The organism is Terriglobus sp. 2YAB30_2, assembly GCF_052114765.1.
In the GTDB taxonomy this organism is placed as follows: Bacteria; Acidobacteriota; Terriglobia; order Terriglobales; family Acidobacteriaceae; genus Terriglobus.
The window spans coordinates 377,356-402,020 of sequence record NZ_JBFRFJ010000004.1 but is presented as its reverse complement, the minus strand read 5'-3'; the positions used below and the strand labels follow the sequence as shown (position 1 = coordinate 402,020).

The following is a 24,665-nucleotide window of genomic DNA, read 5'->3' as shown; positions in this document are numbered from 1 at the left end:
CTGTGATGTTTCAAGAGGTTGTTGTCCATCCGTTTGTATCTGGAGATTCTGTTTGTGACGAGCAAATAGAAGTTTCCGGAGGAACGGATGGACTATCACTATCATGCCCGATTGACGGTGCATGGTCGAAGAGCGATGTGTGTAGCCGTGGTGGAGGGAGGGCTGAGCGTGTGCGAGGCGGCAGCCGAGTACAAGGTCAGCCGACAGACCGTATCGAAGTGGGTYCTCCGGTATCGGTCGGAGGGGCTGGGAGGGCTGCAGGACCGTAGATCGCGTCCTCATCGTAGCCCGCGGCGCATCCCGGAGGAAGTTCGGGAACGTGTGATCGAGCTGCGCCGTGGGCGGCGTGCTGGCTGGCTGATCGCCCGGCAGATGGGGCTAAGTACAGCAACCGTAAGCCGTATGCTGCGGAGTGCACGGCTGAGCCGGTGGCGCGATCTGGAGCCGTCCCCACCGGTGGTTCGCTATGAGCACGAGCGCCCAGGCGACCTGCTGCACCTGGACATCAAAGGGATGACCCGCTTCGGAGAGGTGGTGGTACGTGGCGACGGGCGCTTGCGCGGCAAAAAGCAACACCCTGGCGTGCTGGCGCTGCATGTGGCTGTCGACGATCATTCCCGGGTCGCCTTTACCCGCGTACTGGCAGACCAGAAGGCGGAAACCACCATCTCTTTCCTACTGGGAAAACTCAGAACAAAGAGACACCCAACTCGCCCCTTGGACAGACTTCTACAACCAACAAAGACCTCATGCTAGCCTCAACCTACGCCCGCCCATCAGCAGGCTCCAGATGTCAACAACCTCTTGACCTCCTACAGGCACCCAGTGAATGGGCGGCGAATATTCCAACTAGCAACCAGGAACTAGCAACCAGCAACTGCCTTACAGCGCGCTCGCCTTACACAGCTTCACCGTGTCATCACGATGCAGCTTCAACTCGCCTGCGGCCAGCACTTCATTCAGCTGCTCAAGACTCGTTGCACTCGCAATGGGAGCAGTAACAGTACGGCGGCTCAACAACCACGCCAGCGCTACCGTTGCCTGCTTGGCTCCTGTTGATGCGGATACCTCCGCAAGCGCCTTCAGAATGCGCTCTCCACGTTCGTCGAAGTACTTGGTCACATAACCTGCGCGTGCTGCGCCTTCCGCGTCTGCCTTTGACTTGTACTTCCCGGTAAGAAATCCGGCAGCGAGCGAGAAGTAAGGAATGACACCGATGTTGTGCTTGTCCACCACCGGCTCTACGCCCTCTTCGTACTCCTGGCGCACAACCAGGTTGTAGTGCGGCTGGATCGACTCGTATCTCGGAAAGCCGTTGTGTTTGGCGATATCCAGAGCGACGGCAAGACGCTTGCCGCTGTAGTTCGAGGCGCCGATCGCACGCACCTTCCCGGCCTGCACCAGCGATGCGAAGGCCCCAAGCGTCTCCTCCAGAGGCGTCTCTACATCATCCGTGTGCGCCTGGTAGAGATCGATGTAATCCGTCTGCAGCCGCTGCAGAGAGCCCTCTACGGCCTTCACGATGTGTGCCTTGCGCAGACCCTTTCCTTCGGCGACCTCCATGCCGACCTTGGTGGCGAGCACGACCTTGTCGCGTGTGCCGCTGCGGGCGAACCAGTTGCCGAGGATCGTCTCGCTCTCGCCTCCCTTGTTGCCCGGGAACCAGCGCGAATAGACATCAGCCGTGTCGATGAAGTTGAAACCGCGATCGACAAATGCATCCAGGATGGTGAAGGACTTCTGTTCATCGATTGTCCAACCGAACACATTGCCACCCAGACAGATCGGTGAAACCATCAGGCCCGAACGGCCAAGCTGCTTCTTCTCCATCCCAACGTTCTCCTCAGTTCATCCACTTTCTGTCGCGAGGATCGCGGCGCTCGTCATCAGGCGCGATGTAACGGCCCTCTTCATCGAACTTCACCACGCGGTTCTGCTTGCGCATGTAGACCTCAAACTTACGTGCGGCCCGGCGGCGCTTCCAGCGATAGTAGCCATTGCGCAAGCCGAAATACCCCTCGCTGGCGCCATAGACCAACCCACGCGTCGGCGCGAACTTGAAGTAGAGCCAACCGCACAAGGCTCCGCAGAGCTCGGCCAAAGCACCAAGACGATCGCCACCCTGAATCACCGTTGCCAGTTGCAACAGGATAAAGATGGAGACCGCATACTTCGCCTTCATCCGGATGACGAAGAAGACATACATCTCGCTGTCGCCCATCAACGAGGCAAACGCTGTCATCAGCCCCATGACCGCAGGCCATGGACCGGCGGCGACAAGATCCGGGCGCAACCCGAAGACATGCGTGTAGCAGATCGCCGAAGCCAGCAGCCCCGCTCCAACGGCAGTGAATAGATAGAGCTCGACCAGACGCCGGCTGCCGAAGGTTCCCTCCATCCACACCCCGAGGAACCACAGCGAGAGTAGGGCGAAGATCATCCCCAGAAGACCAATCGGGTAGAAGATGAAGGTCAGCAGTTGCCAGACGTGGCCGTGGAAGACGCTCTGCGGCACCAGCACTACATATCCGGTCAGCAGGTGCGCGATATCCCGGGCTGCCCATTCCAGCACAAGGAAACCGAAGAAGGACGCCAGGTGGATGAGGATGAGCTTGCGGGTCGCGCCGGAAAAGTGTGGAAGGTTCAGCGTGATGGGTCCGGTGCTGCGCATGCACTCCATTTCATCACAGCGGCCTAGCCCCCGTCCCGGCCTTCCCGAGGACTCTTCTGCCGGCCGGCCGCCCGGAACGATTCACCGCATCTTCCGGCTTTACCGGGTGTTTATACTCAGTGATATGCGTCGCCCGTCCCTAATTCGCCTTGTCCTCGCCGCCGGCCTCACTGCCGCGGCTGCTCTGCCGATTGCAACGCCGACCGCTGCCGTGGCACAGCAGAAGCAGCGCACTGTGGAAGGCAAGGTCATCGACGGCTCTGACGGCGCCCTGAAGGGGGCCGTGGTCTATCTGAAGGACACCCGCACCCAGTCCGTAAAGAGCTTTATCACCAGTGAAGACGGGGCGTACCGCTTCGGCCAGCTCTCCCAAAACACCGATTACGAGCTGTGGGCCGTGCACGAGGGCAAGAAGAGCAACACCAAGACGGTCAGCTCCTTCGACAGCAAGAATGCCTTCCAAATCAACCTGAAGGTCAACTAGGCAAATCCCCTTTTTAGTTGTCATCCCGAAGGGATCTGCTTTTCAGGTATGCCCGAGTTAGAAATCGCGGTTGAAAAGCAGATTTCCCGCTCCGCTTTGCCCAGACAGCAGAGCTGTCCGGGGACCCCATCGCGACGAAATGACAAACAAAGATTGATAGCCATAGAAAAAGCCCCGCTTTGCGGGGCTTTTGTCATGTTGGCAACAAATCGTCTACCTATGCCCTAATCCACTCTGGCGAAGGGACTTGATGAAAATTCCACCCACTACCGAACGGGCCTGGAAGCCCTCCTGCTTGCCGGTCTTCGTGTCGTACCAGTCGGTCAGCGGGACACGTGTCGGTGTCTCGTCCAGCCACTTCCCCAGTGGATCGACCAGCGTGTGGAAGGTCACATCATCATCGGCCAGCGTGGCGGTCCACAGCTCCCAGTCCAGCTTGGTGTAGTCTCTGCGGCTGTCGAGCGGAAGGCCGTACTGATTCAACTTCGTCTTGTAAAACGCCAGCTCGGTGTTCTTCACCGACGCCGGGAAGAGCTTCAGCCCCAGCAGGTCGTCCCACACCAGGTTGTACTTCTGGCTCCACGTATTGGCCGCATCAAAGGCCAGCTTGTAGTGGTCTCCTTCGCGGGCAAGGTCGCTCCATTTCTTCGCCATCTCCGCCGCCAGGCCGGCATACTCCTTTGCAAGCCTGTCGTCGCCCACGCCTTTGGCCATCTCCGCGAACGCTCCCAGAGCATCAATCGCCTTGATGGACAGGTTGGCGTTGTGCGCCAGATGGCCGGCAAAGTCATCGGTCGAGAGTTGATTCTCCGGGTCCAGACCTTTGTCCTTCAGATACGCCGCCCACTTCACCAGCAGCGGCCAGTACTGTTTAGCAAAGTGCCAGTCACCCTGGGCGCGCCCCATGGCCGCAATCATCAGCAGCATGTTGCCGCTCTCTTCCACCGGCATCTGGTCGTCCTCGGTGCGCTCTCCGCCGCCATAGACCTGTCCATTGGCAAGCGGATACGTTCCCAGGTCATGCGGCGCGAAGGGGAACTTCCACCGCGACAACGCCGCATACTCCATCACCGGCTTGAGTTGAGCCTCCAGCAACGCCGGATTGAAGTACAGAAAGAACGGCGAGGACGGATACAGCACATCCACTGTCGCGATGCAGCCGTTGGAGAAGTTCTCCTTGGGGAACTGCAGCGGCGAACCATCCAGATCGGCTGCCAGCCCATTGGCCGCCAAGGTCTGGCGGAAGGCCAGTGTAGCCAGGCGCGCATACACCGGGCCGCCATCCTTCAGCAGTTTCGCTGTCAGTTTCTCGTCGAAGTCCTTTGAGCGCTTGGCCACTGCGGCATACTCCTGCATCGCCTGGGTCAGCATTGCCTGCGGCGTCTTCCCGTCGCGTGCCCAATAGGGCTTGAGGCGGCGGTTTAGATACTCGATCGCCAACGGCTGCGTAAAGGCGAGGCCGACGTGACGCTCCACCGTCTGCGATGCGGGAACCTGCAGCTTCATCTCCACCGCAAGCTGGGGAGAACGGTCGGCGGCGCGCGGCTGGTCCAGATCATCGTCCTGCGGCAGGTTTCCTGACTTCAGGAACACCGCTGCGCTGTCGGCACCGATCGAGGTTATCGCCTGCGTCTCCGCAGGAACCGCAAGATGGAAGTATCCCCAGTCGGCGCGCAGATTATCGCCCGCACGCGCCAGGGCTCTCTGCTCCACGGAGCCAGCACTCAACACATCCATCCCGCCCACTCGGGCGCGATGCCACGTCACTTGCTGGTCCGGTGAATCCACTGCAATACGCGTATCGACACCCAGATAAAGCTCGACTGCGTGCGGCTTGCTGTCGGTGGCAGAAATCTGCCAGGTCAGATAGGTGACCGGCCGTGCCAGCAGCTCCAGATCATTTGGCAGGCTCGGAGAAAGAAAGATCGCCTGCAGCCGAACTCCGCCACCCTCAAAGGTGTACTCCGTCTGCGTCGGTGTCACGTGCAGAGCCTTCTGCTCCATCGCCGCAACCGATCCCGGGCTCCGCCCCATCCAGCGATACGCGTTACCGTCGACGCGAAGATAGCCGCGCATCGGCATCTCCGTTCCGGTCCAATGCCTGGTGTTCTGGTCAGTGAGATGATCTGCCATCGACCAGACGCTGAAGTAAGGATCAAACGCAATGAGAGGAGTTGCCGGGTTCCGTTCATTCTGGGCGAACGCCGCCGCAGACAGGGGGAGCAGGGCGGCCAGTGCCGCCACAAACGTCTTTATGGCCATGCCCAGCAGGGTACAGGAGCGCTCGCCGAAATGACCACTAGAGCATTTCTCCTGTTGCTGGGTAGCCCGGAAGGGGAGTGCAGCGGCGTTTTCATTGCGGAAAACGCCCATAGATACGGAATCCCTACACTACACCTACAGGAGAAATGCTCTAGCCGACAGAGCCGTACGGCACGCTCACACGAAATTTTTCATGCGAGAGAAACAAAAAGAAAATTCATTCTTCCGCATCTATCTACGGATGATCCTGCGCCCTCCTCCACGCGCGGTCGCCTGGAGCTTGCTCGCTTTCGTAGCGTTTGTCGTCGTCTTCTGGCTGGGACGCCAAAGCCGTGCATACATTCTGCACGCTGACTCCGCGGCTCCTGCGGGCACACTGCCTGCAATGGATGCTCACGAACCTACACGCCTCTACGCGCATAACCTGATCCTTCGCAAAGGCCCGCACTTCCGCGTCTACGTCCGCTGGATCCGTGGGCAGTTGCGCTCTACCCGTACAGGCCAGAATCCTTCCTTCGACCTGCCGGAGTCATTCCTGCTAGAGATTGAAAAAGGCTTCATCCATGTCAAACTGGCCGATATCGCGGACTACATCAACTCCGGAGAGTCGGGAAAACCGCCGCTGACCGGCGTCTCCATTGAAAACAAGGACGGGCAGATTCAACTTCATGGAACGCTGCACAAACTGATGCCACTGCCAGTGCAGCTCCAAGGGGCCCTGTCTCCTCTCCCGGATGGACGCCTGAAGTTCCATCTGAACAAGATCAGTGTCCTCAAGATTCCGATGAAGGGCCTGCTCAGTGTCTTTCACGTCAACGCCGAAGACCTGGTTCCCAAATCCGGTGTCGCCGGCGTTCTGGTCTCGGACAACGATCTCTACCTCGATACGCAACGCTTTCTGCCGCCGCCCCACATTCATGGACAGATCAGCAGCGTCACACTTTCGAACGACGATCTGAAGGTCGTCTACGGCAACGCCAACATGGACGAGGAGAAACTGGCGCAGTGGCATAACTTTCTGCGGCTGGTTGGCGGTTCACTCGACTTCGGCAAACTCACCATGCGACAGGCTGACCTAACCATGATCGACGCGTCCGACGATCCATGGTTCGATCTCGATCTGACCAACTACCAGGCGCAGCTCGTCTATGGAACCACCCGCATGACAGAAAAGGCCGGTATCGAGGTATACATGCCGGATTTGAAAAACCTGCCGCCGGAAAAGAGCTCCGCCAAGGGCGTCACCGTGGAATGGCTCAGGAACCGCACTACGTCCCCGCCACTTGATGTAGCGGAGAAGGTTGCTACGACGAAAAATCCTTAGAGCATTTTCCCTGTAGGTGCAATGTAGGGTCTCGACATCTATGGGCGTTTTCCGCAATGAAAACGCGCTGCACATCCTTTTCGGGCTACCCAGCAACAGGGAAAATGCTTTAAAACAGCAAAAGCCCCGCAGAGCGGGGCTTTTGCTCGACTACGAACCTGGTTAGGCCGAGACAGTCTCAATCGAGACGAAGCGTCCCATGCGGCCACGGTCGGTGAACTTCACGCGGCCGTCGATCTTGGCAAACAACGTGTCATCGCTGCCGCGGCCGACGTTCAGACCGGCCTTCAGCGGTGTACCGCGCTGACGCACGATGATGCTGCCGCCCGTCACAACCTGACCGGCAAACGCCTTGACGCCAAGCCGCTGTGCGTTTGAATCGCGTCCGTTAGAAGAACTACCGCCACCTTTTTTATGTGCCATCGCCTTGAACCTCGTTCATGGGCCGGGCATTCCCGGCCGAAATCAAATCTTAAGCCTTGAAGCTCTTACCGTTCACCTGGATCTCGTTGATCTTGACCTCAACGAAGCTCTGGCGGTGACCCTGCAGCTTCTTGTACTGCTTCTTGCGCTTGTAGTGGAAGACCAGAATCTTGTCGCCACGGCCTTCGCTGACAACCTCGGCCAGTACCTTGGCGCCGTCCAGCTTCTCGAACTTACCCTCTTCAGGGCTCACGGCCAGAACGTCGGAAAACTCAACTGCGCCGTCAACGGCCAGCTTCTCGATCTTTACGGTCTCGCCGGGAGCAACGCGGTACTGCTTACCGCCGGTGCGAATCACTGCGTACATGGTCATACCCTCCACAGACAGTCGCACCCTCTGGCACGCTGCCCGGAAATCTCATTGGTATTGCAAGGGGCGAAACAGGCCTGCTTCCAAGCCGCCTTCTATCCTTCACCAAGTCCATTCTTCAGGACTCCAGCCCCAGGACAAACGGCCGCATCGCCAAACTTAGAAAGTTTACCCCACTTTGGGGCCCGGTGCAAATGGAGATCAGGCCTCAAATCAGGTTGCACCATGCATTGTGCAACCTCTCGGCCCCTTCAAGCCCCGGAACAATCCTGAGCTTCTCTTCCCGCAGTCGAACAAAAGCAACTCTCTGCGGGATGACGAATAAAAGCGTTCGCGCGTAGCGCGAATACCCACGCCCCAAAATCGGGACACCACCCCAACGAAACAAGTTCGTTGGGGACCCCGGGACATGGGGCATCCACGGCATCGGCTCCTCTTATGGTTGCGGCGACGCAATAAACGCAGGAGTCTGCGCATCGCTGCCGAACCTCCACGCCGAGAGATACGCCAGCTTTAGAATCTTCTCCATCTTGGGATAGTCGATCTTCTCCACCGTATCGGAGGTGTGGTGATAGTCCGGATGGAAGCCGGTGAACCACCAGAACGCCGGAATGTTATGCAGCACGAATGGAAACTGGTCGGAGCGGAAGAAGACGTTCAACGCCGACTCACGATCGAAGCGGTCATCCAACACCAGGCCGACCTGCTTGTTCTCTTCCACCACCACGCGGTTGTACTCCGGTGAGTAGAGCGCGCCGATCAGGTTCAGGCGGTTCGACGTATCCGCAGGAATCTCGATAAGACCATCGGTCTGCGGGCTCGGCTTCTCGTCCCGCCCGATCATGTCGAAGTTAATCTGCGCCCGCGTCGTCGCCAACGGACGCACCGGATGTGCCGCCATCCAGTACGCTCCCAACAGACCTCGCTCCTCAGCGGCAAACACCACAAACAGAATCGACCGCTTCGGCCGCGACGGGTTCGCTGCAAACGCGCGCGCCAGCTCCACCACACCGACCGTACCGGAGCCGTTATCGTCCGCTCCATGCCAGACCTGCATGCACTCTGGGCTCGCCGGAGTCGACTTTCCCTGTTCGTCGACATCGCCCTTACCCGCGGCGCACGGCGTTGCTCCATCGTGATCGTGATGTGCCGTAATCAAAATGGTCTCGACAGCCAGCTTTGGATCTGATCCTTCCAGCAGACCGGCAACATTCTCCGTCGTTCCGACATGTTCCCTGGTATTGCGCAGATGGAGCGTGAGCTGTGTGTCCGGCAATGCCCGGCTCTGCGGCTTCAGATCGTGATCGATGGCCGTCTGCAACTCACTTCCCGTTGCTCCCGCTGTCACCAGCAACTGTTGCAGCACCTCATCGCGAATCAGTATTGACGGGATATCGATCTCATCCTTCTCGATCGCTTGCAGCGGAAGCGGTTGGGTGCGAGTTACGCTGCCGCCGATACGGGCAGAGCGTTCCGCATTGGTGAGATGTTTGCGATTTGGCTCGGCGACGACCAAGAGCGCCACGGCTCCGTGAGCCTGAGCATTCTTCAACTTGACGCGCGTCGTCGCATATCGCGTGTTGCCGGTGCCATTGAAGACCGAATGAGGATCATCCTCCTGCGGCTCATGATCGAAGACCAGAGCGATCTTTCCCCGCACATCGATGCCCTTGTAGTCGTCATATCCGAGCTCCGGTGCCGTGATACCGAAGCCCGCAAAGACTACTGGAGCAGTGATATCCACCGCGCGCTTGAACGCCCCCGTCGCCTCGGGCGCATGAAAGGCAATCTCTTTGCCTGCGCGTGTGAGCGTAACCGAACTCGCTGCGCGGTCCGGAGCATACTCGACCAACTGGAATGGCTGGAAGTAACCGCGCGTTCCCGGTTCTTTCGTGATCGGCTTCAAACCAGCGGCAGCGAACTGCTTCGCTATCCACTCGGCAGCCTGATCGTCCCCCGGCTGCAGACTCAACCGCCCTTGCAGGGCATCGCTTGCGATATACGCCAGGTCTTTGCGCACATCGCTCTGCGTGATGCGATCGAACCCCTTGCGTTCCGCGGCGGGAATACCGTTCTGCGCGTAGACGAAGGACGGCAGCAGTAAGACTGCGGGCAGCAGCGCTCTCTTCATGGCGTTATCCTAGGCGGTCTCGACTATTTGGGGTAGTCCAAATCTGGAGTTCGAAGACGTTTGTTTGTCATTTCGTAGCGACCAGCGGGAGCGGAGAAATCTGCTTCTCTAACGTAGAGCCCTCAGCGGCTAAAGCCGCGTCTTTTGCCAGATATTACGGCACGGCTGAAGCCGTGCCCTTAAGCAAAACAAAAGCTCATCCTCATCCCTTGGATCTTGCGATGGACGGAGCACCCGCCGATCTCCAAACAAGTGTTCCGTAACTCACCCCATCGACGTTGCTTCTTGATTCGCGCAACGCGCGAATGCCTTGCTTAAGGGCATGGCTTCAGCCATGCCACACCCCGCCGCGATAAGACGCGGCTTTAGCCGCTGAGGTACCTGATCGACCTTGGCTCAGCGAAGAATAAGCTCAAGTCACTTCACTACGAAACGACTTAAGCAAATCACACTTCAAAGGTTATGCGCGCAGCTTGTCCTGCAACTCCGCGAACGCCACCTTCACCTGTTCACCGGTCGCGAAGGTCTTCACCGTCGCTGTTCCGCTGGCCACCTCATCCTCACCAAGAATCAGGATCGTCCGAGCAACGCGGTCCGCTGCCTCAAAGCTCTTCTTCAGACGGAAGCTTCCATCGCCGACTTCAACCGACAGCCCAGCACGACGCAGATCGCGCGCCAGCTTCAGCGCAGCCGCATTCTGCCCTTCGCCCATCGGGGCGATGTACGTGTCCATCTTCTTTTCCGGAGCCGCATTGCCGGCAGCAGCTTCTGCCTCTGCCTGCGCCTGCAGCGTCAGCACCAGACGGTCTTCGCCGATGGCAAAGCCAATCCCCGGAGCCTTCGGGCCGCCGATGATCTCGCTCAAACCGTCGTAACGTCCGCCTCCCAACAGCGCATTCTGCGTTCCCAGACCAGTCTCGGTCACGAACTCGAAGGTCGTACGCGTGTAGTAGTCCAGGCCGCGCACCAGTCGCGGATTCACGGTGTACGGAACGCCGCAGGCATCCAGCGCCGCCAGCACCTGCGCGAAGTGCGACTTCGAGCTCTCGTCCAGATAATCCGCGATCTTCGGCAGGCCGTTGATCAGCTCCTGATCCGCCTCTTCCTTTGAGTCCAGGACACGCAGCGGATTGGTCTCCGCGCGGCGCTGATTATCCGGCGACATCTTGTCCTTGATCGGCTCCAGCGCGTCTCGGAGCGCGGCCAGATAGCGTGGACGATCGGTGGAGCTGCCCACCGAGTTGATCATCAACTTCCAGTCCTTCACGCCCAGCTCATCGAGGAAGGTGGCCAGCATCTCCAGGATCTCGGCATCGCGCAACGGTGACTCCGACCCCGAGCTCGACGGCCCAATGACCTCCGCACCGATCTGGAAGAACTGGCGATAGCGACCCTTCTGCGGACGCTCGCGGCGGAACTGCGGACCGATGTAGTACAGCTTCTGCAACTGCCCGGTCTCGCCCAACTTGTGCTCGATATAGGCGCGAACAACACCAGCGGTATTCTCCGGACGCAGCGTCAGCGACTGCGACTTCTCGCTCGCAGCACGCGCGCGATCTTCCCAGGTGAACATCTCCTTGGAGACGATGTCGGTCTCTTCCCCCACGCCGCGGGCAAAGAGCTCTGTCGCTTCGAAGATTGGTGTACGGATCTCGCCGAAGCCGTAACGTGCGAAGACAGAGCGTGCGACCGAATCAATATGGTTCCAGAGTGCGGTATCAGGCGGCAGCAGATCGCGCGTGCCGCGGGGTGCTTTAAGCGTTGCCATCAAGGGTTAAGTTTACCGGAAGGGCTTACCCCGCCACAGATTGGGGCACCGGTTTGGTGGCTACTCAAATCTCTCGATCCCGCTATCATGACAATCGATGGCAGCCCCAACCCTCTCGCTCTCCGGCAAAGTCGCTCTCATCACCGGCGGCTCGCGTGGCATCGGCGCGGCCACCGTCCGTATGTTTCGTCAGGCCGGAGCACAGGTCGTCTTCAACTACCGTGCCGCCGCCACCCGCGCCACCCAACTGGTCGAAGAGTGCGGCGCTGACGATACCTGCCCCGTCCAGCAGGAGCTCGGCACCGTCGAGGACGGCCGTGCACTGGTCGAGGCCGCCGTCCGTGCCTTCGGGCGCCTCGACATCCTGGTCGCCAACCACGGCATCTGGCCGCCGCACGACCAACCCATCGCCTCCATGGCCGACGAACAGTGGCGTACCACCATCGGCGTCAATCTCGACTCCATCTTCGGCCTGGTCTCCGCCGCTGCGGCGCAGATGCAGATCCAGCAGCCCGACTCCAACGGAACCCGCGGACATATCGTTCTGGTTGCTTCCACGGCCGCACAGCGAGGCGAAGCGTTTCACGCCGACTATGCCGCCAGCAAAGGCGCGCTGCTCTCGCTGACCAAGAGCCTTTCGTCGGAGCTGGCGCCTCAGGGCATTCTGGCCAACTGCGTCGCACCCGGCTGGGTGCGGACCGAGATGAGCGCTGAAGCCCTGAACGGCCCTTCCGCGTCCAAGTATTTGGCGACCATTCCCCTGGGCCGTGCCGCACGGCCGGAGGAGATCGCCGGTCCGATCCTGTTTCTCTGCACGCCGCTGGCCGGCTTCGTCTCCGGCGAGATCTTCAACGTCAACGGCGGCGCGGTACTTATCGGTTAACCTTTCCTTGGAGTCTGAATGCGCCTGAAGACCAGGTTTGCCACTGCCTTACTCGTCGCCACCCTCGCCGGTCCGTGCGCCTCCATCATGAAGGCGCAGGCCGCACCCGCCACCGATGCCTCCGGCGAGCAGAAGGCCCGTGATCTGCTCGACAAGATGGTGATCGCGCTCGGCGGCGACGGCTGGTTGAACCGCCGCGACTGGCTGCTGGAAGGCCAGGTCGGCTACTTTTTCCGCGGAGCGCCCACCGGCGACGTCTCCGTCTTCTGGGATTTCCATCGGCAGACCAACGGTCCGGAAACCGAGGTCGAGCGCATCGAGTACACCAAAAAACGCGACATCGTGCAGATGTTCACCGCCAACTCCGCAGACGAGGTCACCTTCCGCGGCAAGGTCGCTCTTCCTGAAGATATCTCGCAGGATTACTTCCGCCGCCGGAAGCATTCTATTGAAGTCGTACTCCATGACTGGCTCAAGCTGCCCGGCACCATGGTCGTCTTCGAAGGCACCACCATGGTGCAGCGCCGCGTCGCCGACAAAGTGACGGTCATCTCGCCGACAAACGACGCCATCACCATCGAGCTCGACGCCAACAGTCACCTTCCCCTCGCCCGTACCTTCCAGTACCGCAACGAAAAGTACAAAGACTTCGATATCGACCGGGAAGAGTACGACGGCTACCACAGCGTACAGGGCATCCAAACGGCCTACACCATCACCCGCTTCCGCAACGGAGACATGGTGAACCAGAAGTTCTATACCGACGTGAAGTACAACCAGAACCTCTCCCCGGAGCTCTTCGACATCCAGGCCACTATCGCCGCCAAGCAGAAAGTTGGAAAGAAATAGCCCAGGACCGAGCCCTTCGCGGCGGGCCTGAAAACGAAATTCGGTAGAATCGGGGATGTTATGGAGACCGTAGCCACCCCGGAAGCGCAGGCCGTCGCCACGGCGAAGCGCACTATGGACATCAACGAAGTGATGTCCTTCCTGCCGCATCGCTATCCCTTCCTGCTGATCGATCGCGTCCTCGACCTTCAGATACGCGAACGCATCCTTTGCCTGAAGAACGTCACCCGTAACGAGGAGTTCTTCCAGGGCCACTTTCCCGGCCAGCCCATGATGCCCGGCGTGCTGATGGTGGAAGCCATGGCGCAGGCAGGCTGCATCCTGATGCTGAGCGAGTTCGAAGACCATAGTGACAAGCTCATGGTCTTCACCGGTATCGATGCCGCCAAGTTCCGCCGCCCCGTTACGCCCGGCGATCAGCTTCACATCGAAGCCAAGGTACTGAACTGGCGCAGCCGCGCCGTAAAGATGCAGGGTACTGTCCATGTCGACGGAAAGCTGGTCTGCGAAGCTGTCATTACCTCGCAGATGATCCCCCGCACCAAGAAGCAAGAGGGCGCGGAGTGAGTATTCATCCCACGGCCATCGTCGCCGAAGGCGCCGTTGTTCCAGCAAGCTGCACGGTAGGTCCCTATTCCACCATCGGTCCGAATGTGGTTCTCGGCGAGAACTGCACCCTGGTCTCCCATGTCGTTCTGGACGGCCACACGACCATCGGCTCCGGCAATCGCATCTCCCCCTTCGCCTGCATCGGCGTTCCTCCGCAGGACCTGAAGTACCGGGGAGAAGCGACCCAGGTCATCATCGGCGACAACAACGACATTCGCGAGAGCGTGAACATCTCCCGCGGCACTGCAGGTGGCGGCGGTCTGACCCGCATCGGATCCAACAACCTGTTCATGTGCTTCGCGCATATCGGGCACGACTCCCATGTCGGTGACCACTGCATCTTTGCCAACAACGCCACGCTCGCAGGCCATGTTGTCGTAGAAGACTTTGCCACCGTCGGCGCTTTCAGCGCCGTGCATCAGTTCTGCGCCGTAGGCAAATACGCTTACATCGGCGGCGGCACCATGGCGACGCAGGACGTGATGCCCTACTCGCTGACCAGCGCAACCCGCGAGAACCATGCCTACTCCATCAACAAGGTCGGGCTTGAGCGCCGTGGATTTACGCTCGAAGAGATCAAAGAGCTCCGCGCCGCCTACCGGCTGATCGTCGGTTCCAAGCTGAATATGAGCGATGCCCTCGCGTCGATCCGCGAGAAGGTAGCTGCGGGCGAGTTCGGTGACAAGGTTGCCTACCTGGCGGAGTTCATCGGCCGCAGCCACCGCGGAGTCATTCGGTGAGCGAGAGCGGCAACGGAAAACTTGGATTGATCGCGGGGAACGGAAGGTTCCCCTTTCTCTTGCTCGAAGCCGCGCGTTCGCACGGCCTGACCGTCGTTGTGGCCGCGATCAAAGAAGAAACCGACCTCGAGATGAATGAGATTGCCGCTCGCGACCCTGGTGTGCGCGTGCACTGGCTTTCGCTCGGTGAGCTCTCGAAGCTGATCGAGACCTTCCAGAAGGAAGGTGTCACCCGTGCCGTGATGGCCGGGCAGGTGAAGCATAAGCAGATCTTCTCTTCCATCCGGCCGGACTGGCGCCTGGCCAAGCTGCTGCTGAATCTGCGCACCCGCAACACCGACATGCTTCTGGGAGCCGTGGCCAAGGTGCTGGGCGACGAAGGCATTGAGCTGATCTCCTCCACCACCTACCTCGAGCCTCTTCTCGCCAAACCAGGCGTGCTCACCAGCCGCCACCCCGATGAGCAGGAGCTCGCCGATATCGAGTACGGCAGGAAAGTTGCTCTGGGCATCGCCGGCTTCGACCTTGGGCAAACAGTCGTTGTTGCCGCCCAGGCCTGCGTTGCGATTGAGGCTATGGAGGGTACGGATGCAACCATCGCCCGGGCCGGGGAAATTTTTCGCACGCTCGAGGATGAGTCTTCTACGCTGGCCCGCCGTCTAACAGTCATCAAGGTAGCCAAGCCCCGTCAGGACATGCGCTTCGACGTGCCTGTGATCGGCCTGAAGACCATTCAGACCATGATCGCGGCGGGAGCGACATGTCTTTCCATCGAGGCTGGGCGCACCCTGGTATTCGATCAGACCGCGATTGTTGCCGCGGCCGATGCCGCGAACATTACCATTTCGGTGACATCCGTCTGATAGGGCCAGGAATACACTAGTGACGCTTCACTCAAGGAGAATTGCAGCATGCGTAAAGGTTTGTTTGCCGCAGTCGTCATCGCAGGCCTCGCCCTGTCCGGAACCTTCGCTCTGAAGGCAAGGGCCGCGAGCGATTACCTTCCGGTCGGCTCGAAGGCGCCGGACTTCTCAGCCATCTCGCAGGAAGACAAAGCTGTCCACCTGAGCGATTACAAGGGCAAGTGGGTCGTCCTGTACTTCTACCCCAAGGATCAGACCACGGGCTGCACGATTGAGGCCCATAACTTCCAGCGCGATATCAAGAAGTACGAAGCCGCCAAGGCAGTGGTTCTGGGTGTAAGCCTTGACACCGTGGAGAGCCACAAGACCTGGTGCAGCAAAGACACCTTCGACTTCAAGCTCCTCGCCGACCCGGATCACAAGGTCATCGATGCCTATAACGTCCCCATCGCCGAACGCGGCACCATGAAATTTGCCGCCCGCACCACCTACCTGATCGATCCCAAGGGCAAGGTGGTCAAGGTGTGGGAGGTAAAAGACATCCCCAACCACTCCGAACAGGTGCTGGCCGAGATCGCATCAGCACACAACTAGATCGCATCGTTCCCTTGAAAGAGGCCCGCTTCGGCGGGCCTCTTTTGCTGCTTCAAACTCCCCCTCGCGTTTATCCGACATGTTCGTTTTGTATTTGTTCGGGACTCGGGGCTCCCCGCCCACCCTAACTCCGTGAGGGTGGGGCACCCGGGCGAGATAAGCATTAAGGGTCGGGACCAACGAACCAGCTCGCTTGACGGAGCTGCTCTCTATGCCTACCTGGGTGCCCCACCCTCGGGGTCCCCAACGAACTTGTTCGTTGGGGTGAACGCTCGCAACGCTAGAGCATTTCTCCTGTAGGTGTAGTGTAGGGATTCGTTATCTATGGGCGTTTTCCATAATGAAAACGCCGCTACACTCCACTTCCGGGCTACCCAGCAACAGGAGAAATGCTCTAGGGTGGGCGGGGACGACATAATTCCCAGGTAAGACACAAGACGAATCTGCCGAGACACCGTCGTACAGACGCAAAAAAGCCCGGGCCTCATTCGAGGAACCGGGCTTTTTTGCTTGCCTTAGGTTACAGAGTTACTTCGTGGCCTTCTTAGCGGCCTTCTTGACGGCCTTCTTAGCAGCCTTCTTGACGGCCTTCTTCGCGGCCTTCTTCGCCGGAGCCTTCTTCACAGCCTTCTTAACAGCCTTCTTTGCAGCTTTCTTCGTTGCCAAGGTAATACCTCTCTTCAATGATTTTTGAGCGCCCTTTTTAGCGGCGGCCTTTTTGGGGGTCGCCTTTCCGCCGCGTAGAGCGCTCGACTTCTTCGCGGCAGATTTCGTAGAAACTTTCTTCGCAGCCTTCTTCGGCGCGGCTTTCTTAGCGGCCTTCTTCACGACGGCCTTCTTGGCGGCTTTCTTCGCCACCGTTTTCTTGGCTGCTTTTTTCGCTACAGCCTTCTTAACGGACTTAGCGGCGGTTTTCTTTACCACCTTCTTGACCGCAGCCTTCTTGACCGCGGCCTTCTTCGGCGCGGCTTTCTTAGCAGAAGCCTTCTTCGCCGGAGCCTTTTTCATCGGTGTGGGCGCGGAGGCAGCAGCAATGGCAAGCCCGGGCTCCTTCTCCGCAGGCTCGTAGGTATGAACCGCATCGGCCGGTGCCGTCGGGATGCTTACCTCTTCGGCGTGCAGCACCTCATGCAGCAAAGGCTCGGCGTCATCATCATCAGAGGTCACCTCGACCTCCTCTTCTTCATCGACTTCGTCGAGGTCGTCTTCGGACTCGTCGTCGTAGTTGTCTTCTACAGCCGATGCATGAAGCTTGATGATCTCGTCGTCGTAGGCCATATATCTCCTCCACCCTGTCTGCAGTCATTATGACGCAGCGTCAGCGGAACGAATTCTAGCTAAAGAATGCAACGATGAGGAAGCGTTGGCAAGAAGAAGTTGCGTTAGAGGAACTCTTTTTGCTTACCGTCGCTTCTTGGCAGCCGAGCTCGACGGCTTCTTTGATGTCGTCACAGTCTTCTTCGAAGAGCTCTTTGCTGATGTCGAAGCCTTCGCGTTCGATGATTTCTTGCGAGCTCCACGCCCCTGTGGAGCAAGCCTTACCGGCTCACTCACGATGAGCGATTTGCCTGCGCTTACCTGGCTTGAACGCAATGTATTCCAGCGCCTCAACTGCTCCACGCTGACACCGAAGCGGTCTGCCACGGTGATCAGCGTATCGCCCCTGCGCATCGTGTAACGCTGGATATGGACCGCGCCCGATGCGCTGGTGGTGCTCACCGGGGCAACTGGGATCACGAGCTCGTCGCCGAGATCGAGCGCGCTTCCATCGGCGATGTCATTCACGCTGGCGATCTCGGATGCATGGACGTGGAAGCTCTCCGCGATCGAGTTCAACGTCTCGCCGCCACGCACCTCATGGAAGCGCCAGCTCACGCGCTTGTCTTCCGGAATGGCGCTGATGCGCTTCTGGAACTCGTCCTTCGTCCCCGCCGGGATATGGAGATCGAAGGTCATATCGCGCGGCGTCACCAGCCGCAGCAGACTTGGGTTCAAGCTCACCAGGGTCGCAACCGATGAGTTCGTCACGTCCGCCACCAGGCGAAGGTCCACCTGCGAGCTGACCGATACCGTGTCATACACCGCCGGCGGCTCCGGATTGATCTCCGTCAGGTTGTACTGCTGCGGGTTCTTCGCCATGATGATGGCCGCGATGATGCCAGGCACGTAGTTCCTGGTCTCGCCCGGAAGATTGCCGCGCCGGTACAGTTCCCAGAAATCCGCATAGCCGGTGCGCATCACCGCGCGCTGCACATTGCCCGGGCCCCAGTCATAGGCAGCCAGAGCCAGGTACCAGTCACCGAACTGGTTGTAGAGCTCCTTGATATATCTCGCATAAGCGCGCGAAGACTTCTCCGGATCAAACCGTTCGTCCACCCAGCCGTTGCGTGTAAGCCCGTAGGCGCCCGCAAACGGCATGAACTGCCACATGCCGCCCGCGCCGCTCTTCCCATTCAATGCCTGTGGCTGGAAGCCGGACTCGGCGACCGCCAGATAGATCAGGTCCTGAGGGACACCTTCCTCGCGCAGGATCTTCTGGATCATGTCCTTGTACTTGCCGGCACGCTCCAGCGACCGCAACAGATGCACGTGCCCGCCGGGAGACTTCGTGAAGTAATTGATGAAGCCGGCGACGTAGTCATTCACCGCCAGCGGAAAGTCCGACACCGTGGTGCGCAGCTCGGCATTCAATCTCGCGGTCAGCTCGGGATCGGGGGAGAAGGTCACGTCATTGGCCGCGTCCAGAGGTGCGGCCTCCAGCTTCGGAGAAAAACCGGTGCCCTGCTTCAATGCGTCCAGCTCCAGCGCATTCACTGCGGTGACCACGCGCTCAAACTCGTCATTGAGCTGCTGAATCGACCGGATATCCAGACCGCTGGTCAGCATCATGTCGACCGATGCATCGAAGTCCATGCGTGCCGCATCGAGTCTTCCGGCGCGATAGTTCTGCAGACCGGAGTTATAGCTGCGATCGACCTGGGTGATGAGCTGCTGCACGCGTGTAGCCTGGGCGCGCGCGGCGTAGTCAGGAACCTGAGGAGCCGCAGCCGGCACCGGAGTGGCTGTAATCGTAGGCGGAGCCTGCGGTGTGGGTGCTTTCACCGGTTGCTGCTGCGGACACCCCGTAAGAAACACCACGGGGATGCAGGCCAGGCCCAGAAGTACTTTGCCGAATCGGGTCGGCATGGAGGCAGATTGTCGCACGCGGTTCCTGCTCATTGTATGACGCCAACTTCTCCCAATGGTTGTGGTCCTCCCCTTTCCGCTCGGATGTTAAGATGGAGGTTGAGGCTGTTCCCACCCGAGATGGATCCTAAATACATCCGAAATTTCGCGATCATCGCGCACATTGACCACGGCAAGTCCACACTCTCAGACCGTCTGCTGGAGATGACTGGCTCTTTGACCGCGCGCGAGATGCAGGCTCAGGTGCTGGACGCCATGGATCTGGAGCGCGAGCGCGGCATCACCATCAAGGCCCACTCGGTCCGCATGATGTACACCGCACGCGACGGACAGACCTACCAGTTGAACCTGATCGATACACCCGGCCACGTGGACTTCAGCTACGAGGTTTCGCGCTCGCTGGCCTCCTGCGAAGGCGCGCTGCTGGTCGTCGATGCCTCGCAGGGCGTGGAAGCCCAGACCCTGGCGAACGCCTACCTCGCCATCAACAATGGTCTCGAGATCATTCCGGTCATTAATAAGATCGATCTTCCCAGCGCCGATATCCCGCGCACCAAGGAGATGATCGAGCAGGCCGTTGGCCTGCCAGCGGACCACGCAGTCCCCGTCTCCGCAAAGACCGGCCTCGGTGTGGATGAGATCCTGGAATCCATCGTTCATCTGCTGCCGCATCCGAAAGGTCACAGCGATGCTCCCCTGCAGGCGCTGATCTTCGACTCCTGGTTCGATGCCTACCGCGGCGTGATCGTACTTGCCCGTATCATCAACGGCCGCATGTACAAGGGCCAGAAGATCAAGCTGATGTCGAACGGCAAGGTCTTCGACATCGAGAACCTCGGTGTTCTCACCCCCAAGCCGGTCGAGATCGAGTCCCTCGGCGCCGGCGAGGTCGGCTTCTTCGTCGCTACTATCAAGAACGTGGCCGATACCAAGATCGGCGACACCGTCACCGACGCAGCTCATCCGGCGACGGGAATGCTGCCCGGCTTCGAAGACATCAAGAGCATGGTCTTCGCCGGTCTCTACACGGTCGACTCGCATGAGCACACCCTGCTCCGCGACGCTCTCGAAAAGCTGCGCCTGAACGACTCCAGCTTTTTCTTCGAGCCCGAAAGCTCGGCCGCCCTTGGCTTCGGGTTCCGCTGCGGCTTCCTCGGTCTTCTCCACATGGAGATCATCCAGGAGCGCCTGGAGCGCGAGTTCAACCTCGATCTGATCACCACCGCCCCTGGCGTGCGCTACAAGATCACCATGACCGACGGTTCGGTGCTTGAGGTGGACAATCCATCGCGCTGGCCCGAGGTCACCTCGATCGAAAAGATCGAAGAGCCGATCATCACCGCGATGATCATGACCAACGAAGAATATGTCGGCGGCATTCTGAAGCTGGTGGAAGAGAAGCGCGGCAAGCAGAAGAACTTCGAGTACATCACACCGACACGCGTCATGCTGACCTATGAGCTGCCGCTGAACGAGATCGTGCTCGACTTCTATGACCGCCTGAAGTCCGTCTCGCGCGGCTACGCTTCGCTGGACTATCACCTCACGGGCACATGGGTCTCGCCGATGGTGAAGATGGATATCCTCGTCTCCGGCGAACCGGTCGATGCGCTCTCCATCATCGTTCACCGCGATGTCGCCTATGAACGCGGTAAGGCGCTCGTGCACAAGATGAAGGAGCTGATCCCGCGGCAGATGTTCGAGGTCGCCATCCAGGCTGCGATCGGTTCAAAGATTGTCGCCCGCGAGACCGTCACCGCCATCCGCAAGAACGTGATCGCCAAGTGCTACGGCGGCGACATCAGCCGTAAACGCAAACTTCTGGAAAAGCAGAAAGAAGGCAAGAAGCGGATGAAGCGTATCGGCAAAGTCGATATCCCGCAGGAGGCCTTCCTCGCCGTCCTCAAGATCGGGGAAGACTAAGGGCCTGCCCTAGAGCAATTCTCCTAATACCTGTAGCGTTGGATAAATCTGCGAATACCGTTTTCTCGAAGGAAAACCGCGCCTACCAGTCAAAGCGCTTCGGCTCTACACCATCAGGAGAAAACGCCTTAGCCTGCGAGAGCCGTCTCTTTAGATTCAGCAGGATCGTTAACGGTGGTGTAACACGATCTGTGGAAAGCCTGTTTCGGGTCCGTAACGGGAAAAACTCAAAACCATCTCTGTCGCGCCGTCAAACAATCTCTATAACTTATTGAAAATAATATAGTTATCGACCTACAGCGAACCATAGATAGTGCATTCTTCAAAAGCGGATCCGCGTTTTCCCGCCAATACCCAAAAGTGATCCACAGAGTTTTCCACAGAAATGCCGAAGAGCCGGAGGATGTTCCTCCGGCCCTTCAGTTCGTTTCGCGGAATTGGTTTTTACTTTTTCGGGGTCGTCGAAGGACGCGGCGTCGTCGGTGTCGTTGAAGGACGCGGCGTCGCCGGCTTAGTGGCCGACGGAGCAGACGGCGGAGGAGCAGCAACACCGGACTGGGTGTTGTAAGCATCTACAACGGCCTGCGAGATATCGGTGTTCGGAGTCGCCCACATTACGTTGCTCTGCTGGCTGCCGATGTCGATCAGAAGCGTGTAGCCATTCTTGGCGACATACTGCTGGGCTACCTGGCTCACCTTACCGGCAATCTTGCTGATTGCTTCCTGCAGGTCCTGGTTGTAAGCGGCCTGTGCATCCTCGGCATCGCGGTTGAGCTGCTTTTCCTTCGTGTCGATGGTGCGGGCGCGGCTGGCCTTCTCATCGTCCGAAAGGCTGGTGCCGCTCTGGAGCTGCTTCTTCAGCGAATCGACTTCGTTACCCGCAGCTTCGATCTTGGCCTTGGTGGGCTCGTACTTCTTCTGGACGGTGGCGACCGCCTGCTGGCCCTCGTTGGTGGCGAGAACCACCTGCTCGAAGGCGATCAGGGCGATCTTCGCGGGAACGGCTTCGGGCTTCACCTGCTGCGGCGCCGCAGCGGGAGCAGCGGGCTGCGGAGCGGCGGTCTGTGCCAGAGCGGGAGCCGCGATGCCGGCGGCGATCGCGGAAATGAGAAGAACGTTACGATTCATGCGGATGGTGAAACTCCTTGATGGTCGATGTGACCCGTATACCTCTACACCTTGGTTCCTGCGTGCATGCGATGCGGCGATGTGGCCGCTCTCCATCGTTCAGCCGGTTGTCGCGGGGGTGAAACGAGATGGCGCTGCTCTCAGGGAACTGACGAAATTATAGGCGGGCCGTTAGCACGGTGCAAGATAACGAGCGCGCTCACGGAGCTATTTCACCGCTCGTCAAAGATTCCCCCTGAACCCCGCCAAACCCCTTTAATCTCAGACTTCGCCGAGGTACTACCCTATGATTCGCTTCAGGAGTCTGGTGATGTTATTGATTGCGCTGGTCATCTTTCTGGCGGGCTGCCTTCTGCTTGCCGAGAGTTTCCCGCGCGCGGCCGCCCTACTGGAACGCAGAGCCGGCGCCGCCGTGGCACACCTTGTCCTGGAGGACAGCCACCACGACTTCCGTGTCCTCAATGCGATGGCGCGCGTTAACAGGATCCTGGAGGAGTTCTTTGGCCGTACGGCGAAGTAGTCTTACGCGGCGTTACCTCTGGCTGCAGCTCGGCGGCTGGGGAATTCTCTGCCTCATCCTTTTCTCCATTGCCCTGGTCTATCTGCAGTACAGCCACCACCCCCTTACGCGAAAACTCTTCGGACAGGTAGCTCTGTCCTATGGGCTCTACCTTATCTACGGCATCGTAGCCTCACACCTGCTACATCTCGGCCTGCGCCGTTGGATCACGCTGCCGTTGCGCGCACTCTTGCCGCGTCTGGTGCCGCTGTTTCTCGCTATGGCAGCGCTCATGAGCGCCTTGATGATCGCGATCAACGACCGTCTTCTCCATATCACGCTGGGCAAGGTCGACCGCGGCATCGCTGTCTCCCTCTACGTGAACAACTGCATCATGCTCTTCGGTTGGGTCATCGTCTACGCCTTGATCCACACTGTTCGCGAGCGCCGCCGCGATGAGGCTCGCCGCCTTGAGCTCGAACTTGCTGCGCAGGAGGCACAGTACCGTAGCCTGAGCGCCCGCGTGAATCCGCACTTCCTCTTCAACGCGCTCAACACCATTCGCGCCCTCATGTATGAAGACCGCGCGCAGGCTGACCTGGCCCTTACCCGCCTTGCCGGTCTGCTGCGTGCCGGCCTGCGAACCGAAGAACGTCGCGAGATTCCGCTCAAGGACGAACTCGCTGTCGTCGACGACTACCTTCAACTCGAACAGATGCGCTTCGAACACAGACTGAGAGTGCGTTGCGAGATCACCGACGAAGCCCGGCAGGCTCTCATTCCTCCGATGGCGGTCCAGCATCTGGTCGAGAACGCCGTAAAGCACGGCATTGCGCGCATCGAGCAGGGTGGCGAGGTTGTCCTGCGCTCCAGCATCGCGGACAACACCCTGCAAATCATGGTCACCAATCCTCTCCCGACAGCAATCTCTACTGCGATCGAGGTCTCCGGAACCGGACTTGAGAATTCGAGGCAGCGCCTGCGCCTGCTCTATGGAGCGGATGCGGAGCTCCACCTTCGTCTCGATGACTCGATCGCCACTGCAACCCTGACGCTGCCACTCAAAGAAGAGGAGACCGATCATGCGCGCACTTCTGATTGATGATGAGCGCCGCGCGCGCGCCGAGATGCGCCGCCTTCTGGAGGCCCATCCCGATGTGACCATTGCCGGCGAGGCAGCCAACGTCTCCGAAGCCAAGGAGATGATCGCCCGCGAACGGCCTGACCTGCTGTTCCTCGATGTAGAGATGCCCGGAGCTACCGGCTTCGATCTGCTCGATGAGATCGCAGGCCGCGAGCAGACACCCGCCGTGATCTTCACCACGGCATTCGATCGCTACGCGCTGCGAGCCTTTGAGGTTCGTGCAGCCGACTACCTGCTGAAACCAGTTACACCGGAGCGCCTGAAAGCCGCCCTTGAACATGTCCTCACCGAAGATCGCTCCGAGCCGCAGAGGCTGACTCTCGACCAGTTCTTTATCCGGGAAGGAGAGCGCGCCTGGATGGTGCGCGCGGTGGAGATCAAGCTGATTGAAGCGGAGGGCAACTACGCCCGGCTTCACTTCGGCGAGAATCGCCCTCTCATTCTGCGCAGCCTGCAAACACTCCAGGCGAGATTGGACGATCATTTCTTCCGTGCCAACCGCAGCCAGATCGTCAACCTGCGATGGATCGCACGCATGGAACTGGAAGTCGACGGAGCTGTACGGGCAGTGCTGAAGGACGGGACCGAAGTGATCTTCTCGCGCCGCCAGTCACAGGCGTTGAAAGAACGTATGGCGCTTTAGGATTTGATAAGTGGGTCTCGGCCATTTTTGGGAGGGATCTGCTCTGCGGAAATGGCTTGGTACCTCAGCGGCTGAAGCCGCTTTCTTATTACTCCCCGGTACGGGACGGCTAAAAGCCGTCCCCTTAACCACCCCAGCCAGCAAAGCTGGCCAGGGACCCCGGAGCAAGGC

At 59.4% G+C, this 24,665-nt stretch carries 22 protein-coding genes and 1 pseudogene; 13 read left to right on the top strand and 10 right to left on the bottom strand.

The annotated features are described in order from the left end of the window. The first annotated feature begins 87 nt into the window (after window positions 1-87). Window positions 88-808: pseudogene (locus tag AB4Y89_RS09325) on the top strand (helix-turn-helix domain-containing protein). Window positions 809-882: 74 nt separating this feature from the next. On the opposite strand, the gene AB4Y89_RS09320 reads toward AB4Y89_RS09325, so the two are convergent. Together AB4Y89_RS09320 and AB4Y89_RS09315 are read right to left on the bottom strand one after the other, a co-directional pair. Next, complete coding sequence (locus AB4Y89_RS09320; protein WP_442300642.1) at window positions 883-1,830, bottom strand: aldo/keto reductase; 948 nt, start codon at window positions 1,828-1,830, stop codon at window positions 883-885. 13 nt (window positions 1,831-1,843) lie between these two features. After that, window positions 1,844-2,671 (bottom strand): rhomboid family intramembrane serine protease, encoded by an 828-nt coding sequence (locus AB4Y89_RS09315; RefSeq protein WP_442300641.1) that lies wholly within the window; start codon window positions 2,669-2,671, stop codon window positions 1,844-1,846. Window positions 2,672-2,795: 124 nt separating this feature from the next. Between AB4Y89_RS09315 and AB4Y89_RS09310 the strand changes: the two genes are divergently transcribed. Continuing rightward, window positions 2,796-3,155: a carboxypeptidase-like regulatory domain-containing protein gene (locus tag AB4Y89_RS09310; protein WP_442300640.1), complete on the top strand. Its 360-nt coding sequence runs from the start codon at window positions 2,796-2,798 to the stop codon at window positions 3,153-3,155. A 213-nt stretch (window positions 3,156-3,368) separates the two neighbouring features. Here the strand turns inward: AB4Y89_RS09310 and AB4Y89_RS09305 are convergent, their stop codons facing one another. Next, complete coding sequence (locus tag AB4Y89_RS09305; protein ID WP_442300639.1) at window positions 3,369-5,417, bottom strand: glutaminase domain-containing protein; 2,049 nt, start codon at window positions 5,415-5,417, stop codon at window positions 3,369-3,371. A gap of 193 nt (window positions 5,418-5,610) precedes the next feature. On the opposite strand from AB4Y89_RS09305, the gene AB4Y89_RS09300 reads away from it, so the two are divergent. Beyond that, window positions 5,611-6,741 (top strand): hypothetical protein, encoded by a 1,131-nt coding sequence (locus tag AB4Y89_RS09300; RefSeq protein ID WP_442300638.1) that lies wholly within the window; start codon window positions 5,611-5,613, stop codon window positions 6,739-6,741. 162 nt (window positions 6,742-6,903) lie between these two features. On the opposite strand, the gene rpmA is transcribed toward AB4Y89_RS09300, so the two are convergent. The 4 genes from rpmA to hisS form a co-directional block, all read right to left on the bottom strand. Continuing rightward, a complete protein-coding gene (rpmA, locus tag AB4Y89_RS09295; protein ID WP_442300637.1) occupies window positions 6,904-7,164 on the bottom strand; it encodes a 50S ribosomal protein L27 in 261 nt (86 codons plus the stop codon). A gap of 49 nt (window positions 7,165-7,213) precedes the next feature. Beyond that, window positions 7,214-7,531, bottom strand: a complete 318-nt coding sequence (gene rplU / locus AB4Y89_RS09290; protein WP_147645736.1) for a 50S ribosomal protein L21 — start codon at window positions 7,529-7,531, stop codon at window positions 7,214-7,216. A gap of 439 nt (window positions 7,532-7,970) precedes the next feature. After that, on the bottom strand, window positions 7,971-9,665 hold the full coding sequence (locus AB4Y89_RS09285; RefSeq protein ID WP_442300636.1) for a M20/M25/M40 family metallo-hydrolase: 1,695 nt from the start codon (window positions 9,663-9,665) through the stop codon (window positions 7,971-7,973). 460 nt (window positions 9,666-10,125) lie between these two features. Next, on the bottom strand, window positions 10,126-11,433 hold the full coding sequence (gene hisS / locus AB4Y89_RS09280; RefSeq protein WP_442300635.1) for a histidine--tRNA ligase: 1,308 nt from the start codon (window positions 11,431-11,433) through the stop codon (window positions 10,126-10,128). A 97-nt stretch (window positions 11,434-11,530) separates the two neighbouring features. Here hisS and AB4Y89_RS09275 point away from each other — a divergent pair, with 97 nt between their 5' ends. The 6 genes from AB4Y89_RS09275 to AB4Y89_RS09250 are packed head-to-tail and all read left to right on the top strand — an operon-like array spanning window position 11,531 to window position 15,971. Continuing rightward, complete coding sequence (locus tag AB4Y89_RS09275; protein WP_442300634.1) at window positions 11,531-12,316, top strand: SDR family NAD(P)-dependent oxidoreductase; 786 nt, start codon at window positions 11,531-11,533, stop codon at window positions 12,314-12,316. Between the two features lie 18 nt (window positions 12,317-12,334). After that, the gene (locus AB4Y89_RS09270; protein WP_442300633.1) at window positions 12,335-13,165 is read left to right on the top strand and encodes a hypothetical protein; all 831 of its coding nucleotides are present in this window, start codon (window positions 12,335-12,337) and stop codon (window positions 13,163-13,165) included. Between the two features lie 60 nt (window positions 13,166-13,225). Further along, window positions 13,226-13,732 carry a 3-hydroxyacyl-ACP dehydratase FabZ gene (gene fabZ, locus AB4Y89_RS09265; RefSeq protein WP_442300632.1) on the top strand — a complete coding sequence of 169 codons (507 nt, stop codon included), beginning with the start codon at window positions 13,226-13,228 and terminating at the stop codon, window positions 13,730-13,732. Continuing rightward, window positions 13,729-14,514, top strand: a complete 786-nt coding sequence (gene lpxA / locus AB4Y89_RS09260) for an acyl-ACP--UDP-N-acetylglucosamine O-acyltransferase (RefSeq protein ID WP_442300631.1) — start codon at window positions 13,729-13,731, stop codon at window positions 14,512-14,514. The genes fabZ and lpxA overlap by 4 nt, the downstream gene beginning before the upstream one ends. Further along, window positions 14,511-15,377, top strand: coding sequence for an LpxI family protein (locus tag AB4Y89_RS09255; RefSeq protein ID WP_442300630.1), 867 nt, complete (start codon window positions 14,511-14,513; stop codon window positions 15,375-15,377). Before lpxA ends, AB4Y89_RS09255 begins: the two co-directional genes overlap by 4 nt. 48 nt (window positions 15,378-15,425) lie before the next feature. After that, entirely contained in the window at window positions 15,426-15,971 is a 546-nt protein-coding gene (locus AB4Y89_RS09250; protein ID WP_442300629.1) for a peroxiredoxin, read from the top strand. 528 nt (window positions 15,972-16,499) lie between these two features. On the opposite strand, the gene AB4Y89_RS09245 is transcribed toward AB4Y89_RS09250, so the two are convergent. Then, window positions 16,500-17,249: a hypothetical protein gene (locus AB4Y89_RS09245; protein WP_442300628.1), complete on the bottom strand. Its 750-nt coding sequence runs from the start codon at window positions 17,247-17,249 to the stop codon at window positions 16,500-16,502. Window positions 17,250-17,372: 123 nt separating this feature from the next. Next, entirely contained in the window at window positions 17,373-19,175 is a 1,803-nt protein-coding gene (locus tag AB4Y89_RS09240) for a transglycosylase SLT domain-containing protein (RefSeq protein WP_442300627.1), read from the bottom strand. Window positions 19,176-19,277: 102 nt separating this feature from the next. Here AB4Y89_RS09240 and lepA point away from each other — a divergent pair, with 102 nt between their 5' ends. Next, window positions 19,278-21,080 carry a translation elongation factor 4 gene (lepA, locus tag AB4Y89_RS09235; protein WP_442300626.1) on the top strand — a complete coding sequence of 601 codons (1,803 nt, stop codon included), beginning with the start codon at window positions 19,278-19,280 and terminating at the stop codon, window positions 21,078-21,080. A 444-nt stretch (window positions 21,081-21,524) separates the two neighbouring features. Here the strand turns inward: lepA and AB4Y89_RS09230 are convergent, their stop codons facing one another. Continuing rightward, window positions 21,525-22,208 (bottom strand): OmpH family outer membrane protein, encoded by a 684-nt coding sequence (locus AB4Y89_RS09230; protein ID WP_442300625.1) that lies wholly within the window; start codon window positions 22,206-22,208, stop codon window positions 21,525-21,527. A gap of 310 nt (window positions 22,209-22,518) precedes the next feature. Between AB4Y89_RS09230 and AB4Y89_RS09225 the strand changes: the two genes are divergently transcribed. Genes AB4Y89_RS09225 through AB4Y89_RS09215 form a run of 3 tightly spaced genes read left to right on the top strand, consistent with a single transcriptional unit; the run spans window position 22,519 to window position 24,494 of the window. After that, a complete protein-coding gene (locus AB4Y89_RS09225) occupies window positions 22,519-22,728 on the top strand; it encodes a hypothetical protein (RefSeq protein WP_442300624.1) in 210 nt (69 codons plus the stop codon). Then, the gene (locus AB4Y89_RS09220) at window positions 22,709-23,809 is read left to right on the top strand and encodes a sensor histidine kinase (protein ID WP_442300623.1); all 1,101 of its coding nucleotides are present in this window, start codon (window positions 22,709-22,711) and stop codon (window positions 23,807-23,809) included. Before AB4Y89_RS09225 ends, AB4Y89_RS09220 begins: the two co-directional genes overlap by 20 nt. Next, a complete protein-coding gene (locus tag AB4Y89_RS09215; RefSeq protein WP_442300622.1) occupies window positions 23,790-24,494 on the top strand; it encodes a LytR/AlgR family response regulator transcription factor in 705 nt (234 codons plus the stop codon). The genes AB4Y89_RS09220 and AB4Y89_RS09215 overlap by 20 nt, the downstream gene beginning before the upstream one ends. The last annotated feature ends 171 nt before the right edge of the window (window positions 24,495-24,665 follow it).

What these genes read in the sequence shown, in the direction of transcription:
- AB4Y89_RS09250 (WP_442300629.1), top strand. Translation starts at nt 15,426, where the DNA reads ATGCGTAAAGGTTTGTTTGCCGCAGTCGTCATCGCAGGCCTCGCCCTG.
- fabZ (WP_442300632.1), top strand. Translation starts at nt 13,226, where the DNA reads ATGGAGACCGTAGCCACCCCGGAAGCGCAGGCCGTCGCCACGGCGAAG.
- AB4Y89_RS09300 (WP_442300638.1), top strand. Translation starts at nt 5,611, where the DNA reads ATGCGAGAGAAACAAAAAGAAAATTCATTCTTCCGCATCTATCTACGG.
- AB4Y89_RS09315 (WP_442300641.1), bottom strand. Translation starts at nt 2,671, where the DNA reads ATGCGCAGCACCGGACCCATCACGCTGAACCTTCCACACTTTTCCGGC.
- AB4Y89_RS09285 (WP_442300636.1), bottom strand. Translation starts at nt 9,665, where the DNA reads ATGAAGAGAGCGCTGCTGCCCGCAGTCTTACTGCTGCCGTCCTTCGTC.
- rpmA (WP_442300637.1), bottom strand. Translation starts at nt 7,164, where the DNA reads ATGGCACATAAAAAAGGTGGCGGTAGTTCTTCTAACGGACGCGATTCA.
- AB4Y89_RS09230 (WP_442300625.1), bottom strand. Translation starts at nt 22,208, where the DNA reads ATGAATCGTAACGTTCTTCTCATTTCCGCGATCGCCGCCGGCATCGCG.
- AB4Y89_RS09270 (WP_442300633.1), top strand. Translation starts at nt 12,335, where the DNA reads ATGCGCCTGAAGACCAGGTTTGCCACTGCCTTACTCGTCGCCACCCTC.
- AB4Y89_RS09305 (WP_442300639.1), bottom strand. Translation starts at nt 5,417, where the DNA reads ATGGCCATAAAGACGTTTGTGGCGGCACTGGCCGCCCTGCTCCCCCTG.
- lepA (WP_442300626.1), top strand. Translation starts at nt 19,278, where the DNA reads ATGGATCCTAAATACATCCGAAATTTCGCGATCATCGCGCACATTGAC.
- AB4Y89_RS09215 (WP_442300622.1), top strand. Translation starts at nt 23,790, where the DNA reads ATGCGCGCACTTCTGATTGATGATGAGCGCCGCGCGCGCGCCGAGATG.
- AB4Y89_RS09245 (WP_442300628.1), bottom strand. Translation starts at nt 17,249, where the DNA reads ATGGCCTACGACGACGAGATCATCAAGCTTCATGCATCGGCTGTAGAA.
- AB4Y89_RS09320 (WP_442300642.1), bottom strand. Translation starts at nt 1,830, where the DNA reads ATGGAGAAGAAGCAGCTTGGCCGTTCGGGCCTGATGGTTTCACCGATC.
- AB4Y89_RS09275 (WP_442300634.1), top strand. Translation starts at nt 11,531, where the DNA reads ATGGCAGCCCCAACCCTCTCGCTCTCCGGCAAAGTCGCTCTCATCACC.
- hisS (WP_442300635.1), bottom strand. Translation starts at nt 11,433, where the DNA reads ATGGCAACGCTTAAAGCACCCCGCGGCACGCGCGATCTGCTGCCGCCT.
- AB4Y89_RS09225 (WP_442300624.1), top strand. Translation starts at nt 22,519, where the DNA reads ATGTTATTGATTGCGCTGGTCATCTTTCTGGCGGGCTGCCTTCTGCTT.
- rplU (WP_147645736.1), bottom strand. Translation starts at nt 7,531, where the DNA reads ATGTACGCAGTGATTCGCACCGGCGGTAAGCAGTACCGCGTTGCTCCC.
- AB4Y89_RS09310 (WP_442300640.1), top strand. Translation starts at nt 2,796, where the DNA reads ATGCGTCGCCCGTCCCTAATTCGCCTTGTCCTCGCCGCCGGCCTCACT.